This window comes from Bradyrhizobium sp. USDA 4474, from assembly GCF_054057515.1.
On the sequence record NZ_JBSRZJ010000002.1, the window covers coordinates 6,672,961 to 6,695,587 of the forward strand.

The 22,627-nt window shown below is 63.7% G+C and carries 21 protein-coding genes and 1 pseudogene; 16 read left to right on the top strand and 6 right to left on the bottom strand.

Annotation, left to right across the window (positions count from 1 at the left end; translation table 11 throughout):
* From ACVW16_RS32875 to gntR, 4 genes are all read right to left on the bottom strand, one after another.
* Positions 1-747, bottom strand: a complete 747-nt coding sequence (locus tag ACVW16_RS32875; protein WP_456734861.1) for an SDR family NAD(P)-dependent oxidoreductase — start codon at positions 745-747, stop codon at positions 1-3.
* A 30-nt stretch (positions 748-777) separates the two neighbouring features.
* The gene (locus tag ACVW16_RS32880) at positions 778-1,509 is read right to left on the bottom strand and encodes an SDR family oxidoreductase (RefSeq protein WP_456703122.1); all 732 of its coding nucleotides are present in this window, start codon (positions 1,507-1,509) and stop codon (positions 778-780) included.
* Between the two features lie 129 nt (positions 1,510-1,638).
* Positions 1,639-3,468: an IlvD/Edd family dehydratase gene (locus tag ACVW16_RS32885; protein WP_456703123.1), complete on the bottom strand. Its 1,830-nt coding sequence runs from the start codon at positions 3,466-3,468 to the stop codon at positions 1,639-1,641.
* Positions 3,469-3,594: 126 nt separating this feature from the next.
* The gene (gene gntR / locus ACVW16_RS32890; RefSeq protein WP_456738520.1) at positions 3,595-4,692 is read right to left on the bottom strand and encodes an HTH-type transcriptional regulator GntR; all 1,098 of its coding nucleotides are present in this window, start codon (positions 4,690-4,692) and stop codon (positions 3,595-3,597) included.
* A 205-nt stretch (positions 4,693-4,897) separates the two neighbouring features.
* On the opposite strand from gntR, the gene ACVW16_RS32895 reads away from it, so the two are divergent.
* The 14 genes and pseudogenes from ACVW16_RS32895 to ACVW16_RS32960 all read left to right on the top strand — a co-directional run bounded on the left by ACVW16_RS32895 (position 4,898) and on the right by ACVW16_RS32960 (position 17,698).
* Complete coding sequence (locus ACVW16_RS32895) at positions 4,898-5,959, top strand: ABC transporter ATP-binding protein (RefSeq protein ID WP_092230398.1); 1,062 nt, start codon at positions 4,898-4,900, stop codon at positions 5,957-5,959.
* Positions 5,960-6,007: 48 nt separating this feature from the next.
* Positions 6,008-7,321: an ABC transporter substrate-binding protein gene (locus ACVW16_RS32900; RefSeq protein ID WP_456703126.1), complete on the top strand. Its 1,314-nt coding sequence runs from the start codon at positions 6,008-6,010 to the stop codon at positions 7,319-7,321.
* A 65-nt stretch (positions 7,322-7,386) separates the two neighbouring features.
* Complete coding sequence (locus ACVW16_RS32905) at positions 7,387-8,334, top strand: carbohydrate ABC transporter permease (protein ID WP_456703127.1); 948 nt, start codon at positions 7,387-7,389, stop codon at positions 8,332-8,334.
* A 2-nt stretch (positions 8,335-8,336) separates the two neighbouring features.
* A complete protein-coding gene (locus tag ACVW16_RS32910) occupies positions 8,337-9,212 on the top strand; it encodes a carbohydrate ABC transporter permease (RefSeq protein WP_092230404.1) in 876 nt (291 codons plus the stop codon).
* A 95-nt stretch (positions 9,213-9,307) separates the two neighbouring features.
* On the top strand, positions 9,308-10,294 hold the full coding sequence (gene denD, locus ACVW16_RS32915; protein WP_456734863.1) for a D-erythronate dehydrogenase: 987 nt from the start codon (positions 9,308-9,310) through the stop codon (positions 10,292-10,294).
* Between the two features lie 30 nt (positions 10,295-10,324).
* Complete coding sequence (locus ACVW16_RS32920) at positions 10,325-11,293, top strand: sugar kinase (RefSeq protein WP_456734864.1); 969 nt, start codon at positions 10,325-10,327, stop codon at positions 11,291-11,293.
* Between the two features lie 28 nt (positions 11,294-11,321).
* A complete protein-coding gene (gene eda / locus ACVW16_RS32925; RefSeq protein ID WP_456703130.1) occupies positions 11,322-11,972 on the top strand; it encodes a bifunctional 4-hydroxy-2-oxoglutarate aldolase/2-dehydro-3-deoxy-phosphogluconate aldolase in 651 nt (216 codons plus the stop codon).
* A gap of 60 nt (positions 11,973-12,032) precedes the next feature.
* A complete protein-coding gene (locus ACVW16_RS32930) occupies positions 12,033-13,202 on the top strand; it encodes an acetyl-CoA acetyltransferase (protein ID WP_456734865.1) in 1,170 nt (389 codons plus the stop codon).
* A 121-nt stretch (positions 13,203-13,323) separates the two neighbouring features.
* Positions 13,324-13,527 (top strand): hypothetical protein, encoded by a 204-nt coding sequence (locus tag ACVW16_RS32935; protein ID WP_092230548.1) that lies wholly within the window; start codon positions 13,324-13,326, stop codon positions 13,525-13,527.
* A gap of 116 nt (positions 13,528-13,643) precedes the next feature.
* Positions 13,644-14,858 (top strand): CaiB/BaiF CoA transferase family protein, encoded by a 1,215-nt coding sequence (locus ACVW16_RS32940; protein WP_456738521.1) that lies wholly within the window; start codon positions 13,644-13,646, stop codon positions 14,856-14,858.
* Complete coding sequence (locus ACVW16_RS32945) at positions 14,855-15,991, top strand: thiolase family protein (protein ID WP_456734866.1); 1,137 nt, start codon at positions 14,855-14,857, stop codon at positions 15,989-15,991. Before ACVW16_RS32940 ends, ACVW16_RS32945 begins: the two co-directional genes overlap by 4 nt.
* Positions 15,988-16,338: pseudogene (locus ACVW16_RS32950) on the top strand (Zn-ribbon domain-containing OB-fold protein); the annotation flags it as partial. The gene ACVW16_RS32945 and the pseudogene ACVW16_RS32950, both read left to right, overlap by 4 nt.
* Before the next feature lie 503 nt (positions 16,339-16,841).
* Positions 16,842-17,369 carry a carboxymuconolactone decarboxylase family protein gene (locus ACVW16_RS32955; RefSeq protein WP_456703136.1) on the top strand — a complete coding sequence of 176 codons (528 nt, stop codon included), beginning with the start codon at positions 16,842-16,844 and terminating at the stop codon, positions 17,367-17,369.
* 26 nt (positions 17,370-17,395) lie between these two features.
* Entirely contained in the window at positions 17,396-17,698 is a 303-nt protein-coding gene (locus tag ACVW16_RS32960) for a nucleoside triphosphate pyrophosphohydrolase family protein (protein WP_456734867.1), read from the top strand.
* A gap of 57 nt (positions 17,699-17,755) precedes the next feature.
* Here ACVW16_RS32960 and glsA read toward each other — a convergent pair whose 3' ends face one another.
* Positions 17,756-19,603, bottom strand: coding sequence for a glutaminase A (gene glsA, locus ACVW16_RS32965; RefSeq protein ID WP_456734868.1), 1,848 nt, complete (start codon positions 19,601-19,603; stop codon positions 17,756-17,758).
* A gap of 132 nt (positions 19,604-19,735) precedes the next feature.
* Positions 19,736-19,957, bottom strand: coding sequence for an acetyl-CoA carboxylase biotin carboxyl carrier protein subunit (locus tag ACVW16_RS32970; RefSeq protein WP_456705257.1), 222 nt, complete (start codon positions 19,955-19,957; stop codon positions 19,736-19,738).
* A gap of 95 nt (positions 19,958-20,052) precedes the next feature.
* Between ACVW16_RS32970 and ACVW16_RS32975 the strand changes: the two genes are divergently transcribed.
* Entirely contained in the window at positions 20,053-21,027 is a 975-nt protein-coding gene (locus ACVW16_RS32975; protein WP_456703138.1) for an IclR family transcriptional regulator, read from the top strand.
* The gene (locus ACVW16_RS32980; RefSeq protein WP_456734869.1) at positions 20,957-22,516 is read left to right on the top strand and encodes an acyl-CoA carboxylase subunit beta; all 1,560 of its coding nucleotides are present in this window, start codon (positions 20,957-20,959) and stop codon (positions 22,514-22,516) included. The genes ACVW16_RS32975 and ACVW16_RS32980 overlap by 71 nt, the downstream gene beginning before the upstream one ends.
* Positions 22,517-22,627: the final 111 nt, after the last annotated feature.

Genomic DNA, 22,627 nt, shown 5'->3' on the forward strand with positions numbered 1-22,627 from the left:
TCAATAGGTTGCGCGTCCGCCTGAGATGTCGAAAACGGCGCCGGTCGAGAAGGCGCAATCTTCGGATGCAAGCCAGGCGACCATCGCCGCCAGCTCTTCCACCAGCACGAAACGCGCCTTGGGGATTTTCGCCAGCATGAACTCGATATGCTGCTGCGTCATCTGGTCGAAGATCGCGGTCTTGGCTGCCGCCGGCGTCACCGCATTCACGAGAATGTCGTGGGCGGCAAGCTCCTTGCCGAGCGACTTCGTCAGCGCGATCAGGCCGGCCTTGGAGGCCGAATAGTGCGAGGCGTTCGGATTGCCTTCCTTGCCGGCGATCGAGGCGATGTTCACGATCCGCCCGTACTTCTGCTCGAGCATGACAGGCACGATCGCCTTGCAGACGATGAACGGGCCGTCGAGGTTGATGCGCAGCACCTTGCGCCATTCATCGAGGTCGGTTTCCCAGACCGGCTTGTTGACGCCGGCGATGCCGGCATTGTTGACGAGAATGTCGATCTTGCCGAAGGCCGCGAGCGTCGCATCGCGCGCCTGCTCGACGCCCGCGGTGTCGGTGACGTCGACCTTGAAGACGCGGACATTGTCGCCGATGTCCTTTGCGGTCTTCTCGGCGAGCGCAGCGTCAAAGTCCCAGATCGCGACCCGGGCACCGGAAGCGACAAAGCGCTCGGTGATGGCGCGGCCGAAGCCCTGAGCGCCGCCAGTGACCACGGCGATGCGGCCGTCGAGATCGATCTTGTTCATGCGGCCCGATCCTGCTCGATTCCTTAGGCGTCAGAGCATGTAGCCGCCATCGACGACCAGGTCGACGCCGGTGGTGAAGGCGCTCTCGTCGCTGCCGAGATAGATCGCCATGTTGGCGATTTCGTCGGCAGTGCCGAGCCGGCCCATCTTCTGCCGGGAGATGAACATCTCCTTGCCCTGCGGTCCCTGCGCGGCGGCGCGGTCCAGCATCGAGGGGGTCTCGACGGTGCCGGGGCAGATCGAGTTGCAACGGATGCCCTTGGTGATGAAGTCGAGCGCGACCGCGCGGGTCAGCAGCGACACTGCAGCTTTCGAGGAGCTGTAGACGTAGCGGTTTGCCGGCGGCCGCAAGGCGGCGCAGGACGAGATGTTGACGATGCTGCCGCCACCGCCCGCGATCATCTCGGGCAGGAAGGCCTTGATGGTCCGGTGCATCGACTTGACGTTGAGGTCGAACGAAAAATCAAAATCCTCTTCCGAACATTCCAGGATCGTGCCGTGATGCACGAAGCCGGCCGCGTTGAGCAGGATGTCGATCCGGCCGGTCCGCTTGGCAAAGGCATTGACGTCGGCGGTGTTGCGGACGTCGAGTTTGGCGACCTCGGCGATGCCTTCCTTGGTCAGTTCAGCGATGCCTGCTTCGTTGATGTCGGTGGCGATGACGGTTGCGCCTTCACGCGCGAATGCGAGGGCGCATGCGCGCCCGATGCCTGCCGCTGCGGCCGTGATGACGGCGCGCTTGCCCTTGAGGCGGTCTGCCATGTTCTTGTTCTCCTCACCTTGAATCCGATTGCTATGCCGTCATTGCGAGCGAAGCGAAGCAATCCAGAATCTTACCGAGGGGGGCAGACTGGATTGCTTCGTCGCTTCGCTCCTCGCAATGACGCGTGGTCAGTGATTATCCCGCGGCACGCCGAACGCCGAGGCGACGTTCTGGTACCGCGTGGCGAGTTCCACGCAGGCGCCGGTCTCGTGCTGGCCGACGGTATCGCGGTAGATCTGCTGCCACGGCGTCTGGTTCGGCGGATGCTTGAATCCGCCGGCGGCCTTCAGCTGGGCGTGGCGCTTCTTCAACTCCTCGTCCGAGATCAGGATGTTGGCGCTGCCCTTGTTGAGGTCGATGCGGACCCTGTCACCGGTCTGGAGCACCGCGAGCCCGCCATTGGCGGCGGCTTCCGGCGAGGCGTTGAGGATAGATGGCGAGCCCGAGGTGCCGGACTGGCGGCCGTCGCCGATGCAGGGCAGGGCGAGGATGCCGCGTTTGATCAGCGCGGCCGGCGGCTGCATGTTCACGACCTCGGCGCCACCAGGATAGCCGATCGGGCCTGTGCCGCGGATGAACAGCACGCAGTGCTCGTCGATGCCGAGCGCGGGATCCTCAATCCGTTCGTGATAATCCTCCGGCCCCTCGAACACGACCGCGCGTCCTTCGAACGCGTTCAGGTCCTTCGGGTTGCTCAGATAGCGCTCGCGGAACTCCTTCGAGATCACGCTGGTCTTCATGATCGCGGAATCGAAGAGATTGCCGCGCAGCACCAGGAAGCCGGCATCCTTCACCATCGGCTTGTCGTAGGCCCAGATCACGTCCTGATCGGGCTTGGGCGCATTCGCGCAGTTCTCGCCGATGCCGCGGCCGTTGACGGTGAGCGCGTCCTCATGGATGCGCTTGTGCTCCATGAGTTCGCGGATCACGGCGGGCACGCCGCCGGCGCGATGGAATTCCTCGCCGAGATAGAAGCCGGCCGGCTGGAGGTTGACCAAGAGCGGCACGTCGTGGCCGAATTTCTGCCAGTCGTCGATCGAGAGCTCGACGCCGATGTGGCGCGCGAGCGCGTTGATGTGGATCGGTGCATTGGTCGAGCCGCCGATGGCCGAATTCACCACGATGCAGTTCTCGAACGCCTTGCGGGTCAGGAAATCCGAGGGTTTCAGATCCTCCCAGACCATGTCGACGATGCGCTTGCCCGTCTCGTAGGCGATCTGGCCGCGCTCGCGATAGGGCGCCGGGATCGCCGCGCAGCCCGGCAGCGAGAAACCGAGTGCTTCCGCGAGCGCGTTCATGGTCGAGGCCGTGCCCATGGTGTTGCAATGGCCGACCGAAGGTGCCGAGGACGCCACGATCTCCATGAACTCTTCATAGTCGATCTCGCCGGCGGCGAGCCTTTCGCGCGACTTCCAGACGATCGTGCCGGAGCCGGTGCGCTCACCCTCATGCCAGCCGTTCAGCATCGGGCCGCCCGACAGCACGATCGCGGGCAGGTTGACGGTCGCCGCCGCCATCATGCAGGCGGGCGTGGTCTTGTCGCAACCGGTGGTGAGCACCACGCCGTCGAGCGGATAGCCGTAGAGGACCTCGACCAGGCCGAGATAAGCGAGGTTGCGGTCGAGCGCCGCGGTCGGGCGCTTGCCGGTCTCCTGGATCGGGTGGGTCGGGAATTCCATGGCAATGCCGCCGGCCTCGCGGATGCCCTCGCGGACGCGATGGGCGAGCTCGATATGATGGCGGTTGCAGGGGGAGAGGTCGTTGCCGGTCTGGGCGATGCCGATGATCGGCTTGCCCGACTGCAGCTCGGCGCGGGTGAGGCCAAAGTTGAGGTAGCGCTCCATATAGAGCGCGGTCATGCCCGGATTGTGCGGGTTGTTGAACCAGTCCTGCGAGCGAAGGTGGCGGCGGGCCCCGTTACCGGCGGACGCATGCCCATTGGTTGGCTTTTTTGTCATTGGTTTCTCCTTCAATGCAAACGCAGCGGGCGACGTCGGGGATGTCGATCGGTGCGATGCCCGGCAGCGCGAGCATGGTATGACGGCCCGCCTGCTGGCGAACGTTTCTCATAGTTGCGATACTACTCACGGCTCGTTGGTAACGCTATCATTTTGTACGGCGGGGGCCCGCCCCGGGAGGCGGGGGCTGAGGCCCGACCGCTGCGTCTGCGAACTCTGCCGCTCGATCACGGTAAAGCCGAGATCCAGCACGGGCTGGTCCGGCCGCTTGCCTTCGATCGCCTCGATCAGCATCGCAGCAGCCGCGCTGCCCATCTCGTAACGATTGGTCCGCACGCTGGTCAGCGTCGGCACCGAGGCGGCCATGAATTCGAGATCGTTGAAGCCGACGATCGCGATCTGATCGGGGACCGCGATCTCACGGCGTCGGCATTCAAAGAGAACGCCGAGCGCAAGGTCGTCATTGGCGCAGAACACCGAGTCGATGCCGGATTCGCGTGCGAGCAGATCGGCGAACAGCGCGCCGCCGAGCGTTACCGAGGTCGGCGTCGCCGTGGTCACGATCAGTCTTTGGTCGTAGAGGCCGGCGTCCTTCATGGCAACCACGTAGCCATCGAGCCGGCGTTGAACCCGCGGGTCCATGCGCGCCCCAACGAAGCCGATCTTGCGATGGCCCTGCGCGAACAAATGGGCTATCGCCGCGCGCGCGGCGTCAAAATGAGAAAAGCCAATCATCATGTCGACGGGATCAGGGCCGATTTCCATGATCTGGATGATCGGGCAGTCGGCCGCCTCGAGCATCGCGCGCGATTCCGCGGTCTGGTCGATGCCTGTGACGATCAGACCCGCCGGCTTCTGCGCCAGAAACAGGCGCAACAGCTTCTCCTCCTGGAGAATGCTGTAGCGCGTGTTGGACAATTGGATCGAGTAGCGGCTGCCTTCGGAGGCATCATAGATGCCGCGCAGCACGTCCGAGAATACGTTGTTGGTCAGTGATGGAATCAGGACACCGATCACTTCGGTGCGCTGGGAGGCCAGCGCGCGTGCCGCAAGGTTGGGCACGTAGCCGAGCTCGCGGGCCGCGCTTTCGACCCGCGTCCGCTTGGCCAGCGACAACGCCTCGGGATTGCGGAAGAAGCGCGAGGCTGTAATCGGGCTGACGCCGGCCAGCTCGGCCACTTCCGCCAACCGAATCTTGCCAGACTTGGTGCGCTTTCGACCCATTTGTTGCTCATAACACAGCCGCTTGCCCAAACAAAGGATCGTTGACAGCGCTACCAGCAGCGACTAACCAAAGACAAATTGCCAAATCCGCACAAACTGCCGACAATGCCACCTGCTAAGAGGGGCTTCGGTTCGGCGAAGTTCAGAAAAAACAAGACGGTGGCGGCGCGACAGTTGCGTCGTCTAAGTCGGAGGAGGGAGCTAGATGTCGTCTGTGCAAATCCGCGACGTGCGGAAATCGTTCGGCAATTTTGAAGTCCTGCACGGCGTCTCGATTCCGATCGAGGATGGCCAGTTCGTCGTTCTTGTTGGCCCCTCCGGCTGCGGCAAGTCGACGCTGCTTCGCATGCTCGCGGGCCTCGAAAACATCACCTCCGGCACGATCTCGATCGGCGACCGCGTCGTCAACAATGTCCAGCCCAAGGAGCGGGACATTGCGATGGTGTTCCAGAACTACGCGCTCTATCCGCACATGACGGTCGGCGAGAACATGGGCTTCTCGCTGAAGCTGCGGAACGCCAGCTCCGACGAGATCAGCAAGCGCGTCAAGCGCGCCGCTGAAATCCTCGCGCTGTCGCCGCTGCTGGATCGCTATCCCCGCCAGCTCTCCGGCGGCCAGCGCCAGCGCGTTGCCATGGGCCGTGCCATCGTGCGCGATCCCCAGGTGTTCCTGTTCGACGAACCCTTGTCGAACCTCGACGCCAAGTTGCGCGTCGCCATGCGCACCGAGATCAAGGAGCTGCATCAGCGGCTCAAGACCACGACCGTCTACGTGACCCACGACCAGATCGAGGCCATGACCATGGCCGACAAGATCGTCGTCATGCATGACGGCATCGTCGAGCAGATGGGTACGCCGCTCGAGCTCTACGACAAGCCGGAAAACCAGTTCGTCGCCGGCTTCATCGGCTCGCCCGCGATGAACTTCCTCAAGGGCCACGTGCGGGTCAACGGCGTCGCCACCTTCGAAGGTCCGAACGGTGTCAAGCTGCCGCTCAAGAGCGTGCCGGCCGGCTCCGACGGCAAGCCCGTCGTCTACGGCGTCCGCCCTGAGCATTTCACCATCGCCGACGACGGCGCCGATGCCGAGATCGTGGTCGTCGAGCCGACCGGGTCCGAAACGCAGGTGTTTGCAAAGCTCGGCGGCGAGCAGGTGGTGGCCGTGTTCCGCGAGCGTCATCAGTTCAACCCGGGCGACAAGGTCCGGCTGAAGCCCGATCCGTCCGTGGTTCACTTGTTCGACGAGGCGACCGGTAAGCGCATGTAGCGACATAAAGACGGACCGATACAAATATAAAAAAACAGGGAGAGAACGATGACCGATTTCAACAGGCGTAGTGTGCTTAAAGCCAGCCTGGGCGGCGCAGCTCTGCTCGCCGGCCCAGGGATCGTCCCCGTCCGGGCTGCGGAGTGGACCAACACGCCGGAGCCGAATGCCTCCATTCGCGTGCTGCGCTGGAAGCAGTTCATCCAGGCCGAGTTCGACAAGTTCGCTGAGCAGACCAAGAAGTTTTCCGAGAAGACCGGCGTCAAGGTGAAGCTCGAGGCCGAAAGCTGGGAGGACATTCGTCCGAAAGCCGCGGTCGCAGCCAATGTCGGCGCCGGCCCCGATCTCATCATCGGCACGCTCGATGATCCCCACAAATTCCCGGAAAAGCTGATCGACGTCACCGACGTCGCCGACTATCTCGGCGCCCAGTATGGCGGCTGGTATCCGGTCGCCCAGAAGTACGGCAAGAAGGGCAATGGCTGGATCGCGATTCCGCAAGGCGCCACCGGTGGCTGCCTCAACTACCGCATCAGCCACGTGAAGGCTGCGGGCTTCGAGGAATTCCCCAAGGACACGGACGGCTTCCTCAAGCTTTGCCAGGCGCTGAAGAAGAACAACACGCCGGCCGGCTTCGCGCTCGGTCATGCCACGGGCGACGCCAACGGCTGGTGCCAGTGGGCGCTATGGGCGTTCGGCGGCAAGGTCGTCAACGAGAAGAACGAGGTCGTGCTCGATGCGCCCGAGACGATCGCGGCGCTCGAATACGTCAAGCAGCTCTATGCGACGTTCATTCCGGGCGTGCTGTCGTGGAACGACTCGAACAACAACAAGGCCTTCCTCAACGGCGAGATCAGCCTCACCCTGAACGGCATCTCGATCTGGACCGTCGGCAAGACCTCTCCTGATCCGAAGCAGCAGGAGATCGCCAAGGACATGAACCACGCGCCGATGCCGGTCGGCCCCGTGGGCAAGCCGACCGAGCAGCAGAACATCCTGGTCTATTACGGCTACAAGCACTCGAAGTACCCGAAGGCCGTCAAGGAATACATCAAGTTCATGATGGACAAGGAGAACTACGACGCCTGGGAGGTCGCCTCCAACGGCTACGTCTCGCCGCCGCTCCCGGCCTACAATGACAACCCGGTCTGGACCTCCGACCCCAAGATCACGCCGTACCGCGACTGCCTCAAGCGCTGCCTGGACAACGGCTATGCCGGTGATCTCGGCTACGCCTCGGCCGCCGTCATGGGCGACTTCGTCGTGGTCGACATGTTCGCGGAAGCCGCCTCCGGCTCGGCCACGCCGCAGGAAGCTGCGAAACGCGCTGCCGAGCGCGCCAAGCGCTACTACCAGGTCTGATCCGCTACGGCGGCGGCGCTCACCTGCCGGGCGCCGCCGCCGTCGTTCTCTAAGGGGAGTCCGACATGGCCGTTATCGCCGAGCCCGTGGCCGCGCACGTCAAGCCCAGCAGTTTGTGGAGCAGGGCGTTCGAAAGCCGGAATTTTCTCGGCGCCATGTTCATGGTGCCGGCGATCGCCATCCTGATCCTGTTTCTGGCTTACCCGCTGGCGCTCGGATTCTGGCTCGGCATGACCGACACCAAGATCGGCGGCGTCGGCCGTTACATCGGCTTCCAGAACTTCGTCTCGCTGTCCAAGGACAGCGTGTTCTGGCTGTCGGTCTTCAACACCATTTTCTACACGGTGTTTGCGAGCATCGTGAAATTCGCGATCGGGCTTTATCTGGCCCTGCTGCTCAACGAGCGGCTGCCGTTCAAGTCGATGGTCCGCGCCATCGTGCTCTTGCCTTTCGTCGTGCCGACCGTGCTGTCGGCGATCGCGTTCTGGTGGATCTATGACAGCCAGTTTTCGATCGTCTCCTGGGTGCTGATCAAGGCCGGCCTTCTGAGCCACTACATCGATTTCCTCGGCGATCCCTGGAATGCCCGCTGGTCGGTCGTGATCGCCAATATCTGGCGGGGCGTGCCGTTCGTCGCCATCACGCTCTTGGCGGGATTGCAGACCATCTCCCCCTCGCTCTACGAGGCCGCGAATCTCGACGGCGCCACCAATTTGCAGCGCTTCCGCCACATCACGCTGCCGATGCTGTCGCCGATCATCGCGGTCGTGATGACGTTCTCGGTGCTGATGACGTTCACCGACTTCCAGCTGATCTACACCATCACCCGCGGCGGACCGATCAACGCCACGCATCTGATGGCGACGCTGTCGTTCCAGCGTGCGATCACGGGCGGCAATCTCGGCGAGGGCGCCGCGATCTCGAACGCGATGATCCCGTTCCTGGTCGCGGCAATCCTGTTGAGCTTCTTCGGACTTCAGCGGTCCCGCTGGCAGCAGGGCGGGAGGGACTGATCATGAGCACCGTAGACGACCAGAGCGTCGGAATGGACTACCTCGAGAGCTTCCCGCGGAAGTTTCTCCGGGTGTATCTCCCGCTCGGCCTGATCATCTTTTTCCTGCTGTTTCCGTTCTACTGGATGGCGGTGACGACGTTCAAACCCGACGCGGAAATGTACGATTACGAGAAGTACAATCCGTTCCTGATCGCCCATCCGACGCTCGAGCACGTCAAGAAGCTGTTCTTCGACACCGACTATCCGCTGTGGATGTGGAACACCGTGATCGTCTCGGTGTCCTCGACCTTCATCTCGCTGTTCGCCAGCGTCTGTGCGGCCTATGCGATCGAGCGTCTGCGCTACAAGGGCTCGCGCTATGTGGGCCTGGCGATCTTCCTCGGCTATCTCGTCCCGCCCTCGATCCTGTTCATTCCGCTCGCCGCGATCGTGTTTCAACTCGGCCTGTTCGACGGCAATCTCGCGCTGATCCTGACGTATCCGACCTTCCTGATTCCGTTCTGCACCTGGCTCCTGATGGGCTATTTCCGCACCATCCCTTACGAGCTCGAGGAATGCGCGCTGATCGACGGCGCGACGCGGCTGCAGATCCTGACCAAGATCACGCTGCCGCTGTCGCTGCCTGGGGTGATCTCGGCGGGAATCTTCGCCTTCACGTTGTCCTGGAACGAATTCATCTACGCGTTGACCTTCATCTCTTCATCGGAGAACAAGACCATTCCGGTCGGCGCCATCACCGAACTCGTCAACGGCGACGTCTACCATTGGGGCGCTCTGATGGCGGCGGCCCTGACTGGCTCGGTCCCCGTAGTTATCCTTTATTCCTTCTTCGTAGAGTACTATGTGTCGGCGATGACCGGCGCCGTGAAGGAATGATCGCGGGGCCTGCCTGAAAACGCGCCAAGAGGTTTCATGACGTTTCATGATGTTTCCGGTGCGGCGCGTTCCGGCCAATAAGAGGGAGTAGGCTCTTGCACATCCTGGTTCTGGGCGCAGCCGGCATGGTCGGCCGCAAATTGTGTGAACGGCTGTTGCGCGACGGCCGGCTCGGCAAGAGCGACATCACCAAATTGACCATGCATGACGTGGTCGAGCCCAGGAAACCGGAAAAAGCCGGTTTCCCGGTCGAGACCGTCTCGGGCGATTTTGCTGTCCCGGGTGCTGCCGAAAAGCTGATCGCCGGCCGGCCCGACGTGATCTTCCATCTCGCCGCCATCGTCTCGGGCGAAGCCGAGCTCGATTTCGACAAGGGCTACCGCATCAACCTCGACGGCACGCGGATGCTGCTCGATGCCATCAGGCTCGTCGGCGGCGGCTATAAGCCGCGCGTGGTGTTCACGTCCTCGATCGCAGTGTTCGGCGCGCCGTTCCCGGATGCGATCGGCGACGAGTTCTTCCATACGCCGCTCTTGAGCTACGGCACCCAGAAGGCGATCGGCGAGCTGCTGCTGGCGGATTATTCGCGCCGCGGCTTCCTCGACGGCATCGGCATCCGCCTGCCGACCATCTGCATCCGGCCGGGCCTGCCCAACAAGGCGGCATCGGGCTTCTTCTCCAACATCCTCCGCGAGCCGCTGGCCGGCAAGGAAGCAGTGCTTCCGGTGTCCGAGGATGTCCGCCACTGGCACGCCACGCCGCGCTCCGCCGTCGGCTTCCTGCTCCATGCCGGCACGATGGACCTGGCCAAGGTCGGTCCGCGCCGCAATTTGACCATGCCCGGCTTCTCGGCGACGGTCGGCGAGCAGATCGCTGCGCTGAGGCGCGTCGCCGGCGACAAGGTCGCCGCGCGCATCAAGCATGAGCTCGATCCGTTCATCGTCGGCATCGTTGGCGGCTGGCCGCGGAATTTCGAGGCCAAGCGAGCGCGCGAGCTCGGCTTCACCACCGAGGAGAAGACCTTCGACGATATCATCCGCATCCACATCGAGGACGAGCTCGGCGGCAATTTCGTCGCCTGATCGTTTCAGATGAATAGCATGGAAATGACGATGGCGAGCGTGGCTTGCATCGGTGAATGCATGGTCGAGCTCCGGCAGGCGCAGGGCGCCCAGTCTGGCGGGCAGGGTGGCGGGCTGTTTTCGCGGGGCTTCGGCGGCGACACCCTCAATACGGCCGTGTATCTGGCGCGGCTCGAGGTCAAGGTCGACTATTTCACCGCGCTCGGCGACGACGGCATGAGCGAAGAGATGATCGCGGCCTGGAATGCCGAGGGCGTTGGCACCCGGCGCGTGGTGCGGCTGCCGGGCAAGCTGCCCGGCCTCTACATGATCCAGCTCGATGCCGCCGGCGAGCGCCAGTTCTTCCACTGGCGCGACAGCGCGGCGGCGCGGCAGCTGATGAGCCTGCCGGAGACCGACGAGCTGCTCAACTCGCTGATGAGCTATGACGTCGTCTATCTCTCCGCGATCACGCTCTCGATCTACGATGCGGCCGGGCGCGATCGCCTGTTTGCGGCGATCAAGCGCGCGCGCCTGCTCGGCACGCGCTTCGTGTTCGACACCAATTTCCGTGCACGCGGCTGGCCCGATCGTGAGGTCGCGCGCGAGGTGTTTGCCACTGCCTTTTCGGCCGCCGACATCGTGCTGACCTCGACCGAGGATCTGCTCGCGCTCTATCCCGGCGAAAGCCGGGAGCAATTGATGGCGCGCATCCCGACATCAGAACTGGTGTTCCGCCTCGCCGAGCCCGTCAGTATGCTGCGCTTCCCCGGCGGGACCAGCGAGGTCCGCGCCGAACCAATGACCAAGCCGGTCGTTGACACCACGGCGGCCGGCGACAGCTTTGCGGCGGCCTATATTGCGGCCCGGCTTGGCGGCTCTGATCCGGTGGAGGCGGCCCAATCGGGACATCGCCTCGCCAGCCTCGTGATCTGCTATCCTGGCGCCATCATTCCGGGCTATGCCATGCCGCCGAAGAAGCGGCCCCGGCCGGCGACCACGCGACAAGCGACCAAGTGAAACGAACCTCCGAGATAAGATTCACGATATGACCACGACCGCCCAACAGAACCACCTCGTCGCGCTGTTCAAGGCCGCGACCGTCATTCCCGTCCTCACCATCGAGCGGATCCAGGATGCCGTGCCGCTGGCAAAAGCCCTGGTGGGCGGCGGCGTTCGCACGTTGGAGGTGACCCTGCGCACCCCCATTGCGATCGAAGCCGCGCGGGCGATCATGTCCGAGGTCCCCGACGCGGTCGTCGGCATCGGCACCATTCTCAATCCGGCCGATTTCACCCGTGTCGAGAAGCTCGGGGTGGCGTTCGGCATCAGCCCGGGCCTGACCCCGGATCTGCTCAAGGCCGCCACGCACAGTTCTTTGCCGTTCGCGCCGGGCATTGCGACGGCGTCCGAGCTGATGATGGCGCTGTCCTACGGCTTCGACGTCGCAAAGTTCTTCCCCGCCGAGCAGGCCGGCGGCATCAAGGGCCTCCGCTCGCTTGGCGGGCCATTTCCGAATGTGCGGTTCTGCCCGACCGGCGGCGTCGGCGAGGCCAATGCGGCGACCTGGCTTGCCGAGCCCAATGTGGTCGCGGTCGGCGGTTCCTGGCTGTGTCCCACGGCCGAGATCAAGGCCGGAAATTGGGCCGGCATAACTGCCATCTGCCAGCGCACCCTCCAGGCCCTTAAACCTGCGTGAAGTCTTGCCATCCCTGCGCTAAGACTTAGGTCAGCAAGAGACCGCCAGGGAGAGAAGATCATGACCGCCAGCATCGTCGGATGGGCGCACACGCCGTTCGGCAAGTTCGACACCGAAACCGTCGAAAGCCTCGTCACCCGCGTCGCCAATGAGGCGATCGCCGATGCCGGCATTTCGGCGTCCGACGTCGACGAGATCGTGCTCGGCCATTTCAACGCCGGCTTCTCGGCGCAGGATTTTACCGCCTCGCTGGTGCTCCAGGCCGACCCGAAGCTGCGCTTCAAGCCGGCGACCCGCGTCGAGAATGCCTGTGCGACCGGCTCCGCCGCCGTGCATCAGGGCCTGCGCGCGATCGCCGCAGGCGCGGCTCGAATCGTGCTGGTCGTCGGGGTCGAGCAGATGACCCGTACCCCGGGGGCGGAGATCGGCAAGAATCTCCTCAAGGCGTCTTACTTGCCGGAGGATGGCGACACGGTCGGCGGCTTTGCCGGCGTGTTCGGCAAGATCGCCAGCTCCTATTTCCAGAAATACGGCGACCAGTCCGATGCACTGGCGCTGATCGCGGCCAAGAACCACAAGAACGGCGTTGCCAATCCCTTCGCCCAGATGCGCAAGGATTTCGGCTTCGAGTTCTGCCGTGCCGAGAGCGAGAAGAATCCTTATGTCGCCGGTCCCTTGAAGCGCACCGATTGCTCGCTGGTGTCCGACGGCGCGGCTGCATTGGTGCTGGCCGATGCCGAGACCGCCAAGACCATGGGCAAGTCGGTCGGCTTCCGCGCCACCGCGCACGCCCAGGATTTCCTGCCGATGTCCAAGCGCGACATCCTCCAGTTCGAGGGTTGCACGGTGGCCTGGCAGCACGCGCTGGAAAAGGCGGGGGTGACGCTCAATGATCTCTCCTTCGTCGAGACCCATGACTGCTTCACCGTCGCCGAGCTGATCGAGTACGAAGCGATGGGCTTGACGCCGAGGGGGCAGGGCGCCCGCGCCATCAAGGAAGGCTGGACGCTCAAGGACGGCAAGCTGCCGGTCAATCCGTCCGGCGGCCTCAAGGCCAAGGGCCACCCGATCGGCGCCACCGGCGTCTCCATGCATGTGATGACCGCAATGCAGCTCGCGGGCCAAGCGCCCGACGGCATGCAGCTCAAAAATGCAAAACTCGGCGGCATCTTCAACATGGGCGGCGCGGCCGTTGCCAACTACGTCTCGGTGCTGGAGCCGCTGAAGTAGATCTGGTAGGGTGGGCAAAGGCGCACCTGCGCCGTGTCCACCCTTTTCTTGCGTTAGATCATGGTGGCCCGCTTCGCTTGGCCCACCCTACGGCTCCTGATTGATTGGCGAGACGCACATCATGAGCAACGACTACGACTATCTCTCGATGGATCAACTCAACGACCGCATTGCGATCCTCGAGGACAATATCCGCCAGCTGATCGAGCAGGCTGCCGCGGCCTCCGGCGAGCAGAACGAGTCGCGCATCGCCGATCGCATCAACCAGCAGAACGATGAGCTCGACCGTCTCGTGAAAATCCGCGAATCCCGCCAGAAGAAATAGCAGCCATCGCCGCATGCGGCCATACGCCGGCCGCCCTTGCGCGCGCTCGGTCGCTGCCTTTAGCTGGTCCGACATCGCGGGCCGCTTCGAATGCCCGCGCAATCGGGAGCGAACGCATGGGGCCGCTGAAGGGAATCAAGGTCGTCGATATGACCACCGTGCTGATGGGGCCCTATGCGACCCAGATGCTCGGCGATTACGGTGCCGACGTGATCAAGGTGGAATCGCTCGACGGCGACGTCACCCGGCTGATCGGCCCGATGCGGCACACCGGTATGGGTCCGGTGTTCCTCAATACCAACCGCAGCAAGCGCTCGATCTGCCTCGATCTGAAAAAGCCCGCGGGGCGCGACGCCGTGCTGCGGCTGCTGAAAGATGCCGACGTGCTCGTCTACAACGTCCGCCCGCAGGCGATGGCGCGGCTTCAACTCGGCTATGATGTCGTCTCCGCCATCAACCCGCGCCTCGTCTATGCCGGCGTGTTCGGCTTCGGTCAGGACGGGCCCTATGCCGCAAAGCCCGCCTATGACGACCTGATCCAGGGCGCGACCGCGCTGCCCGCCCTGATGGCGCAGACCGGCGACGGCGTGCCGCGCTACGTGCCCAACGCGCTGGTTGACCGCATCGTCGGTCTCACCGCCGTCGGCGCAATCTGCGCGAGCCTCGTGCATCGCGACCGCACAGGCCGCGGCCAGCGGGTCGATATCCCGATGTTCGAGACCATGGCCGGCTTCGTCATGGGCGACCATATGGGCGGGCTCACTTACGAGCCGCCGCTCGACAAGGGCGGCTATGCGCGCCATCTCTCGCGCGACCGCAGGCCCTACAAGACGTCGGACGGCTATCTCAGCGTCATCGTCTACAACGACAAGCAGTGGGAGAATTTCTTCGCGGCCACGGGGCGCACCGATCTGCGTGCCGATCCCAAATTCGCGACCTTCGCCGGCCGCGCCGCCAACATCGATATCGTCTACGCCGAACTCGCCCGCATCTTCGAGACGCGCACCACGGCCGACTGGATCGAGCTTCTGACCAAGGCCGACGTGCCCGTCATGCCGATGCATGATCTCGCGTCGATTCTGCACGATGAGCATCTCGAAGCGACAAATTTCTTCCCGGTGGTGAACCATCCGACCGAAGGGCGGATCCGCAGCATGAAGGTGACGGCGAGCTGGTCGGAGACCGAAGCCGAGACTGTCAGGCTCGCGCCACGGCTCAACGAGCATGGCGCGGAGATCCTGCGCGAGATCGGCTATTCCGCGGACGAGATCGCCGCCATGGTCCGGGACGGCGTCACGCGTTCGGTGCCGGAGCAGGAAGGGGCGTCATGAGCTTCGTCACCGGCGTCGGCCTCACACCTTTCGGCAAGCACGAAGGCTCATCCTCGCTCCACCTGATGAGCAAGGCCGCCCAACTCGCTCTCGACGACGCCGGGCTCAAGCGCACCGAGATCGACGGCATCCTTTGCGGTTACTCCACGGTCTCACCGCACATCATGCTCGCAACCGTGTTCGCCGAGCATTTCGGCATCCGGCCGTCTTACGCGCACGCCGTGCAGGTCGGCGGCGCGACGGGGCTCGCGATGACGATGCTCGCGCATCACCTCGTCGAGGCAGGCGTTGCGCGACACGTGCTCGTGGTCGCCGGCGAGAACCGCCTGACGGGACAGAGCCGCGACGCCTCGATCCAGGCGCTGGCGCAGGTCGGCCACCCCGATTACGAGGTGCCGCTCGGTCCGACCATTCCCGCCTATTACGGCCTCGTCGCCAGCAGGTACATGCACGAATACGGCGTGACCGAACAGGACCTCGCCGAATTCGCGGTGCTGATGCGCGCCCATGCCTGCACCCATCCCGGCGCGCAATTCCACGATCCCATTACCGTCGCTGACGTCATGGCCTCGAAGCCGGTGGCGATGCCGCTCAAATTACTCGACTGCTGCCCGGTCTCCGACGGCGGCGCTGCCTTCGTCATCAGCCGCGAGCGGACCGGCGAGGCCGGCGTGCGCATTCGCGGCTGCGCCCAGGCGCATACGCATCAGCACGTGACGGCCGCCCCCGCTCTTGGCGAGCTTGGTGCCGAGATCTCCATCGCCCGCGCCAAGGAGGCCACGGGGCTTGTGATCTCCGACGTGCGCTACGCCGCGATCTACGACAGCTTTACCATCACGCTCGCGATGCTGCTGGAAGACCTCGGTCTTGCCAAACGCGGCGAGGCGTCGGCGCGCGTAAGATCTGGCCATTTCAGCTGCGACGGCGCCCTGCCGCTCAACACCCATGGTGGCTTGCTCAGCTATGGCCATTGCGGCGTCGGCGGAGCCATGGCGCATCTGGTGGAGGCGCATTTGCAGATGACGGGGCGGGCGGCTACCCGTCAGGTCCGCGACGCGTCAATCGCGCTGCTCCACGGCGATGGCGGCGTGCTGTCGTCCCACGTCAGCATGTTTCTGGAGCGGGTGCGATGAGCGATCGCTTGGCGGACTGGACCAAGGGCGAACAGGCCATCACCTACCAGACCTGCAGCTCATGCGGCCATGTGCAATATTTCCATCGCGACTTCTGCGCCGCCTGTGGAAGCACAGGTCCGCGCGAGGCGCGCGCCAGCGGCAAGGGCAAGGTCTACGCCACCTCACTGGTGTGCCGTGCCGCTACGCCGGCAACCCGTGCGCACGTGCCCTACAACATCCTGCTGGTCGATTGCGCCGAGGGTTTTCGGATGATGGCCCATGGCGAGAATGATCTCGTCATTGGCGACGAGGTGATCGTGGGCTTCAAACCGTTTGCCGGTAAGCTGGTCCCGTTCTTTGTAAGGAAGCAGGAGAGGGATCCGTCATTCGGGGGCGGTCGAGAGACCGAGCCTGGAACGGGAATTCTGGGCCTGGCTTGTGCGAAGGCCACCCCGGAATGACGAAAACGCTGAAACTAACTCAACGCCCGTAGAACAAGATGCTGGCAATGACGAGCATCGCCATGACCGCCAGCATATGCACGAGCGCTTCCGAGGCGGCCCCCTTGGTGGCTTCCTTCATACCCTATTCTCCCTAGACTTGGGCGTGACGCATCGTTGCGTGGTGAGCGCTCAGACGGCCAACTGTTTTTACTCGGAACACCCCACTTCGAGTACTCACCGCAATCAAGTCCCCACGCGGCGAATATCGATTGTGCCAAGGTCGATCAGCAATGCGGCGGCATTTTGACTCGATAATGTTGCTCCCGAGGTCGGGCGCGAATACAGTTTCGGGGATCTGTTCCTGACAACGACAATAAGCATCAAAAGCTTCAAAGAAAAACGTCAGCAAAAGCTCGAGGCAAATCATGGCCCGCATCGACTACAGCGATCCCTCCAAGGCGTCCGACCGCACCCGCGAAATTCTCGAAAAGAATCGCAATGCCAACATCTTCCGCATGATGTCGCACTCGCCGAGCTATTTTGAGCAATACTGCCGTCTCGGCGGCGCAATCAGGCACAAGGGCGAGCTCGATCCCGTGCTGCGCGAGCTCGCGATCACGCGCACGGGAATTTTGTGCGAGGCGCCGTACGAGATCGTCGCGCACAAGCGCATCGGCAGGAATGTCGGCGTCACCGACGCGCAGAACGAGGCGCTGGAGAATTGGCAGGCTGCGAATTGTTTCGACGAAACGCAGCGCGCTGCGCTCGCTTTCACCGACGAGATCGTCAAGCTGAAGAAGCCGACGGATGCGACCTTCAGGGCGATCGCCGCGAAGCTGACACCGGCGGCCCTGGTCGAGCTCCAGCTGTCGGTCGGCTTCTACATCATGACCTCAAAGTTTTTGGAGACGTTTGAGATCGATCTCCAGCCCGTCACCGAAGTTGTGGGCTGATCCAGGCCTGGCTAGCGAGGGATGTCATGACGATCGACGAATATGCGGTCTGGGCCGCAACCATTTCGAAAGTCGACGAGCATCCGTCGAACGAGCGGCTCTCCTATCTCGGGCTGGGCCTCGCCGGTGAATCCGGCGAGGTCGCCGAGCACATTAAGAAGCTCCTGCGCGACAACTGGCTCGACAAGGCGGGGCTCGTCGAAGAACTCGGCGATGTCATCTACTACTGGGCCTGCCTGTGCGCCGCGACGGGCCAGCAGCCGTCCCAATTGCTGAATGCCAGTGCCGCCAAGATCAAGCGACGTATCAGCGAGGCTGCCAGCCGCTAACGCAAGATATGGGTTGAGGACGGGATCACCTCTCCCCGACGGCGAGAGGTGAGGGGGTCACGTCGACGTCAAGATATCGACCTTGGTGTTGGCGACGATCAGGCGATCGGCAAGCAGCTGGGCCAGATTGCGCATGATGCGCTCGCTCGCCCGCGGGTGCTGCCTGCGAAAACGCTCGAAATCTTTCAACGGCACCTCGAACGCAGTGGCCGCCATGTCCGCGAACACGTCCGCGGAGCGCGTCGCCTCGATCAGGGCCATCTCGCCGAAGGCCATGCCGGCGGTCAGCGTCGCCAGCCGTACGCCGTCGGGCAGGGTGACATGCACCGCGCCGCTGCGTAGGAAGAACAGGGCGTCGGCGGGATCGCCGGTCGTGAGGATCTTTGCGCCGGACTGATAGGTCCTGACGGTGCAGATCGAGGCGAGGTCCGTCAGCTCCTCGGCGTCAAGGCCGTCCAGCAATGGCTGCTCCGACAGCTCGGTGGTCTCGTGAAAATCGATCGAGCCGCCGTAGCGGTAGACGATCTGGTCTTCCGCCCATTCGATCGCCGTGTCGAGCAGATAGAAGTCGCGGACGTTCTTCAGCTCCGCCGTCCACTCGCGTAAGCTGTCCCATTCCCTGGAGGCGCGACGGACCCCTGAAATCACCACAGTGACATCAAGCGCGGCGAGCTCCTCGAAGGCTTCAGCGATCAGCCGGGCGCCGGCGCGGGTGGTGGAGGTCACGCGATGCAGGTCGAACACGACGATTTGCGGCCGTGGCTGCCCTGCGAGCCTGCGCGTCACGTAGTCGACGGCCGACAGCGACAGCACGCCGACCAGCTCGATCACACGCACAGCCTGCTCATGCGCGGCGAGGATGTCGCGCTCCTGCTGGCGGCGGACGCGGCGGGACGGGCTCTTGCCGATGTCGTAGTCGGCGATCACAGCGTTGCGCGCATCGTCGCTGCGGTTGAGCATGTGCAGGTCATAATGCGAGGACAGCGCCTCGCAGACCTTGATGCCGCGCAAGCTGTTGCCGTGCGAGTCGAGCTTCGGGGAATAGCTGCCGAGCCCGAGGCGGGCCGGAAGCGCGGCCAGGATGCCGCCGCCAACGCCGCTCTTGGCGGGGATGCCGATGCGGTAAATCCACTCGCCGGCATAATCGTACATGCCCGAAGACGTCATCACCGACAGCGTGCGCGAGATCGCATACGGCGTCAGCACCTGCTCGCCGGTGACAGGATTGACGCCGCGATTGGCGAGCGTCGCCGCCATCACGGCGATGTCGCGCGCAGTCACCAGCACGGCGCATTGCCGGAAATAGACGTCGAGCACGCCGGCGACATTGTCGGAGATCACCGCATTGGTCTTGAGGAGATAAGCGATGGCGCGGTTGCGGTCGCCGGTCTGGCTCTCGGAGGTGTAGACGGCCTCATCGACGGCGAGGTCGCGCCCGGCAAAGCGGCTGAGAGCGAGCCGGATCTGCTCGAAGGCTTCTTCGCCCTTGCTCGCATGGATCAGCCCGGTGCAGGCGATCGCGCCGGCATTGACCATGGGATTGAACGGATGGTTCTCGGCGTTGAGCCGGATCGAGTTGAAGGGATCGCCGGAAGGTTCGACGCCGATCGCGCTCTCGACCTTGTTCGCACCGAGCAGATCCAGCGCCAGCGCGAACACGAATGGCTTTGACATCGACTGGATGGTGAAGGGCACCCTGGAGTCGCCGACCTCGTAGACATGGCCGTCCAGCGTTGCGAGGCTGATGCCAAAATGGGCAGGATCGGCCTTGCTCAACTCGGGAATATAATCCGCGACATGGCCCGCGGTCTCCGCGGAGAATTCGTTGAGGCATGCGTCGAGAAACCGCAGCAGCGGCGGCTTCGACCGGGTCCAGGCAGAGGCGGGGAACGGTTGCGCTATCATCGCGTCACTTGTGCAACGCAATCCTGGCATGCGCAAGCTGCTCGGTCCCATCTAAATGCCTAGTGCAAGCTGTCGCGCACCGTCGCGAGACCCTGTGATTCAGAATGTCGCGGATGAAATTGAGGTGCCTCCTCAGCTCGCGACGATCGCAATCGCTTGGCCTTCGGCAACAAGGTCATCGATCTTCACGAGCAGTGATTTGAGCGTGCCCGATACGGGCGAGGGCACCGGTATCTCCATCTTCATGGCTTCGACGAGCACAATTTCGTCGCCATCGCCAACGGTTCCTCCAACTTGCACGGGAGTTGCGCAGACGCGGCCGGCGACCTCCGTGATGATCTTAATTTCTGGCATGCCATCGCCTTTTTGTTGTCGTCGCAAAATGCCTGAGGTAGCGTCGTTCACAAAGTGGAATTTAATTCCGCAGAGCGGAACAAACGGTAGGGATCATGGGACGACGTTCGGAGCGGTTGAGCAGGCAAGGTGCACTCGCTGGCGATGCTGGTGAAGGTGATGTCATTCAGGTCGTGTCGCGCGCGTTCGACGTGTTGCGATGCTTCGAGGGCCACGAGGCGAGGCTCGGCAATCTCGAGATTTCGAATCGCTGCGGCTTGCCGCGCTCGACGGTGTCGCGGCTCACGCACACGCTGACCCGGATGGGCCAGCTCGTGTATCTGCCGCGCGACCAGAAATATCGAATCGGTCCGAGCGCGGTGGCGATGAGCGCCTCGATGATGAAAGGCGCGCAGCTGCGCAGCATGATCCGGCAGCGGCTGCAGGAAGTCGCGGAGCAATTGCCTGGTACGGTCGGCTTCGTCGTGCCCGATCGATTCCATCTCGTCTACCTCCAGTTCGCGCGCTCGGCCTCCGCGCTCGGCTTGCACGAGGGTACCGGCAGCCGCATCTCGATGGCCTCGACCGCCGCGGGCGCGGCCTATACGGCGGCCTTGTCGCCTGACGTCGGCGACGCCTTCATCAACGAGATGGAGCGCGAAGCGCCCGAGGCTGCAAGGATCCTGCGGCCCCGCATCGAGGCCAACAGGCAGTCGCTGCGCGAGCGCGGCTATGTCGTGGCCTGCGGCCTGTGGAGCCCGCACATCAACGGACTCGCGGTGCCGATCTGGTCGCCGCAGTATCAGACCTTCGTGGTCATCACGATCGGCCTTCTCTCGGCGATGTATGACGAGCAGCGTCTGCATGCCGAGGTCGCGCCGCGGATGACAGCGCTCGGCCGCTCGCTCGGCAGTCTGCTCGAAGGCGCCGAAGGCGACGTTTTCAACAACAGGATCTCGCGCAAGCCGGTCGCAATCGCCGTGCACAACAATAACAAGCCGATGAGCTCGGAGGGAGTGAATGAACTGGAAGCCGGAACTCGACGAGCTCGCCCGGCGCGAAGCCTTCGCGCGGGAGATGGGCGGCGTTGACAAGGTCAAGCGACAGCATGACCAGGGACGGCTGACTGTTCGGGAGCGTATCGACAAACTGATCGACAAGGGCAGCTTCCACGAGATCGGTGCCGTGTCCGGTATCGGTGAGTATGATCCGCTAGGCGAGCTGAAGACGGTGACGCCGGCGAACTGCGTGTTTGGCCGCGCGCGCGTCGACGGCCGAACGGTGGTGGTCGTCGGCGACGATTTCACCGTGCGCGGCGGCTCGGCGGACGCCTCGATCTCGGCAAAGCCGCTGATGGCGGAAGAGATGGCGCACGATTTCCGCCTGCCCATCATACGGCTCATCGAAGGCTCCGGCGGCGGCGGCTCGGTCAAGACCATCGAGACCAAAGGTGCGGCGAATTTGCCCGGAGGCATCGGCGGCACCCGCTGGTATCGCTTCACGACGGAAAACCTGTCGCGCGTGCCTGTTGTCGCGCTCGGCCTCGGCTCGGTTGCGGGTTTAGGTGCCGCGCGCCTTGCCGCCAGCCACTATTCCATCATGACGCGGACGTCGGCGATGTTCGTCGCGGGGCCGCCGGTGGTGAAGGCCTTGGGCCAGAACCTCTCGAAGGAAGAGCTTGGCGGCGCCGACATCCAGACTCGCGCCGGCGCGGTCGATCATGCCGTCGACACCGAGGAGGAGGCCTTTGCCTGTGCGCGGCGCTTCCTCTCTTATCTGCCGTCATCGGTCTACGAGCTGCCGCCGACCTTGCCCTGCACTGATGATCCGGAGCGCAGCGAAGAGGCGCTGATGAATGCGGTGCCGCGCAACCGCAAGCAGGTCTACAAGATGCGCCCTGTCATCGAGCAGGTCGTCGACAAGGGCTCGTTCTTCGAGGTGGCCGGCAATTTCGGCAAGCCCGTTATCGTTGGTCTTGCACGACTCGAAGGCAGGGCGGTGATGCTGCTTGCCAGCGACAGCTTCCACTATGGCGGCTCCTGGACCGCGGATGCCTGCCAGAAGGTGGTGCGCTGGGTGGATTTCGCCGAGACCTTCCACCTCCCGATCGTCTATCTCATGGACTGCCCTGGCTTCATGATCGGCCTCGATGCAGAAAAGGCGGCCACCATCCGTCACGGCGTGCGCGCCATGGCGGCGGTCAACCAGACTACCGTGCCCTGGTGCACCGTGATCCTGCGCAACGCGTTTGGTGTGGCTGGAGTCGTGCACCAGCCCGCCGACCGCTTCTCGATCCGCTACGCCTGGCCGTCGGCCTATTGGGGCTCGCTGCCGCTCGAAGGCGGCATCGAGGCCGCCTACCGCGCCGACATCGACGCGGCCGAGGACAAGGCGGCGAAGCTGAACGAGATCCAGGAGCGGTTGAACAAGCTGCGCTCGCCGTTCCGCTCGGCCGAGAAATTCTGGGTCGAGGAGATCATCGATCCCAGGAAGACGCGCCCACTGCTCTGCGAGTTCGCGCGTCTCGCCGAGCCGCTGCGCAAGGCGGGCCCGCCGCAGAATTTTTCGATTCGACCGTAACGCCCCGGTAAAAAAGCGCGATGCCGGGAACGATATTCGGCGTGCCGCATTCAACGCGAATGAGGAACCTGTCTTTCGCATCGGCGCTCTCGCCGCCGCGCTGGTTTTCCT

Bases quoted from the DNA above. Each gene is read 5' to 3' on its own strand.
- ACVW16_RS32930 (WP_456734865.1), top strand. From the start codon at position 12,033: ATGACCGCCAGCATCGTCGGATGGGCGCACACGCCGTTCGGCAAGTTC.
- ACVW16_RS32955 (WP_456703136.1), top strand. From the start codon at position 16,842: ATGGCCCGCATCGACTACAGCGATCCCTCCAAGGCGTCCGACCGCACC.
- ACVW16_RS32895 (WP_092230398.1), top strand. From the start codon at position 4,898: ATGTCGTCTGTGCAAATCCGCGACGTGCGGAAATCGTTCGGCAATTTT.
- eda (WP_456703130.1), top strand. From the start codon at position 11,322: ATGACCACGACCGCCCAACAGAACCACCTCGTCGCGCTGTTCAAGGCC.
- ACVW16_RS32910 (WP_092230404.1), top strand. From the start codon at position 8,337: ATGAGCACCGTAGACGACCAGAGCGTCGGAATGGACTACCTCGAGAGC.
- ACVW16_RS32945 (WP_456734866.1), top strand. From the start codon at position 14,855: ATGAGCTTCGTCACCGGCGTCGGCCTCACACCTTTCGGCAAGCACGAA.
- ACVW16_RS32875 (WP_456734861.1), bottom strand. From the start codon at position 747: ATGAACAAGATCGATCTCGACGGCCGCATCGCCGTGGTCACTGGCGGC.
- ACVW16_RS32940 (WP_456738521.1), top strand. From the start codon at position 13,644: ATGGGGCCGCTGAAGGGAATCAAGGTCGTCGATATGACCACCGTGCTG.
- ACVW16_RS32905 (WP_456703127.1), top strand. From the start codon at position 7,387: ATGGCCGTTATCGCCGAGCCCGTGGCCGCGCACGTCAAGCCCAGCAGT.
- ACVW16_RS32880 (WP_456703122.1), bottom strand. From the start codon at position 1,509: ATGGCAGACCGCCTCAAGGGCAAGCGCGCCGTCATCACGGCCGCAGCG.
- ACVW16_RS32920 (WP_456734864.1), top strand. From the start codon at position 10,325: ATGGCGAGCGTGGCTTGCATCGGTGAATGCATGGTCGAGCTCCGGCAG.
- ACVW16_RS32935 (WP_092230548.1), top strand. From the start codon at position 13,324: ATGAGCAACGACTACGACTATCTCTCGATGGATCAACTCAACGACCGC.
- ACVW16_RS32900 (WP_456703126.1), top strand. From the start codon at position 6,008: ATGACCGATTTCAACAGGCGTAGTGTGCTTAAAGCCAGCCTGGGCGGC.
- ACVW16_RS32885 (WP_456703123.1), bottom strand. From the start codon at position 3,468: ATGACAAAAAAGCCAACCAATGGGCATGCGTCCGCCGGTAACGGGGCC.
- glsA (WP_456734868.1), bottom strand. From the start codon at position 19,603: ATGATAGCGCAACCGTTCCCCGCCTCTGCCTGGACCCGGTCGAAGCCG.
- ACVW16_RS32975 (WP_456703138.1), top strand. From the start codon at position 20,053: ATGGGACGACGTTCGGAGCGGTTGAGCAGGCAAGGTGCACTCGCTGGC.
- ACVW16_RS32960 (WP_456734867.1), top strand. From the start codon at position 17,396: ATGACGATCGACGAATATGCGGTCTGGGCCGCAACCATTTCGAAAGTC.
- ACVW16_RS32970 (WP_456705257.1), bottom strand. From the start codon at position 19,957: ATGCCAGAAATTAAGATCATCACGGAGGTCGCCGGCCGCGTCTGCGCA.
- ACVW16_RS32980 (WP_456734869.1), top strand. From the start codon at position 20,957: ATGAACTGGAAGCCGGAACTCGACGAGCTCGCCCGGCGCGAAGCCTTC.
- gntR (WP_456738520.1), bottom strand. From the start codon at position 4,692: ATGGGTCGAAAGCGCACCAAGTCTGGCAAGATTCGGTTGGCGGAAGTG.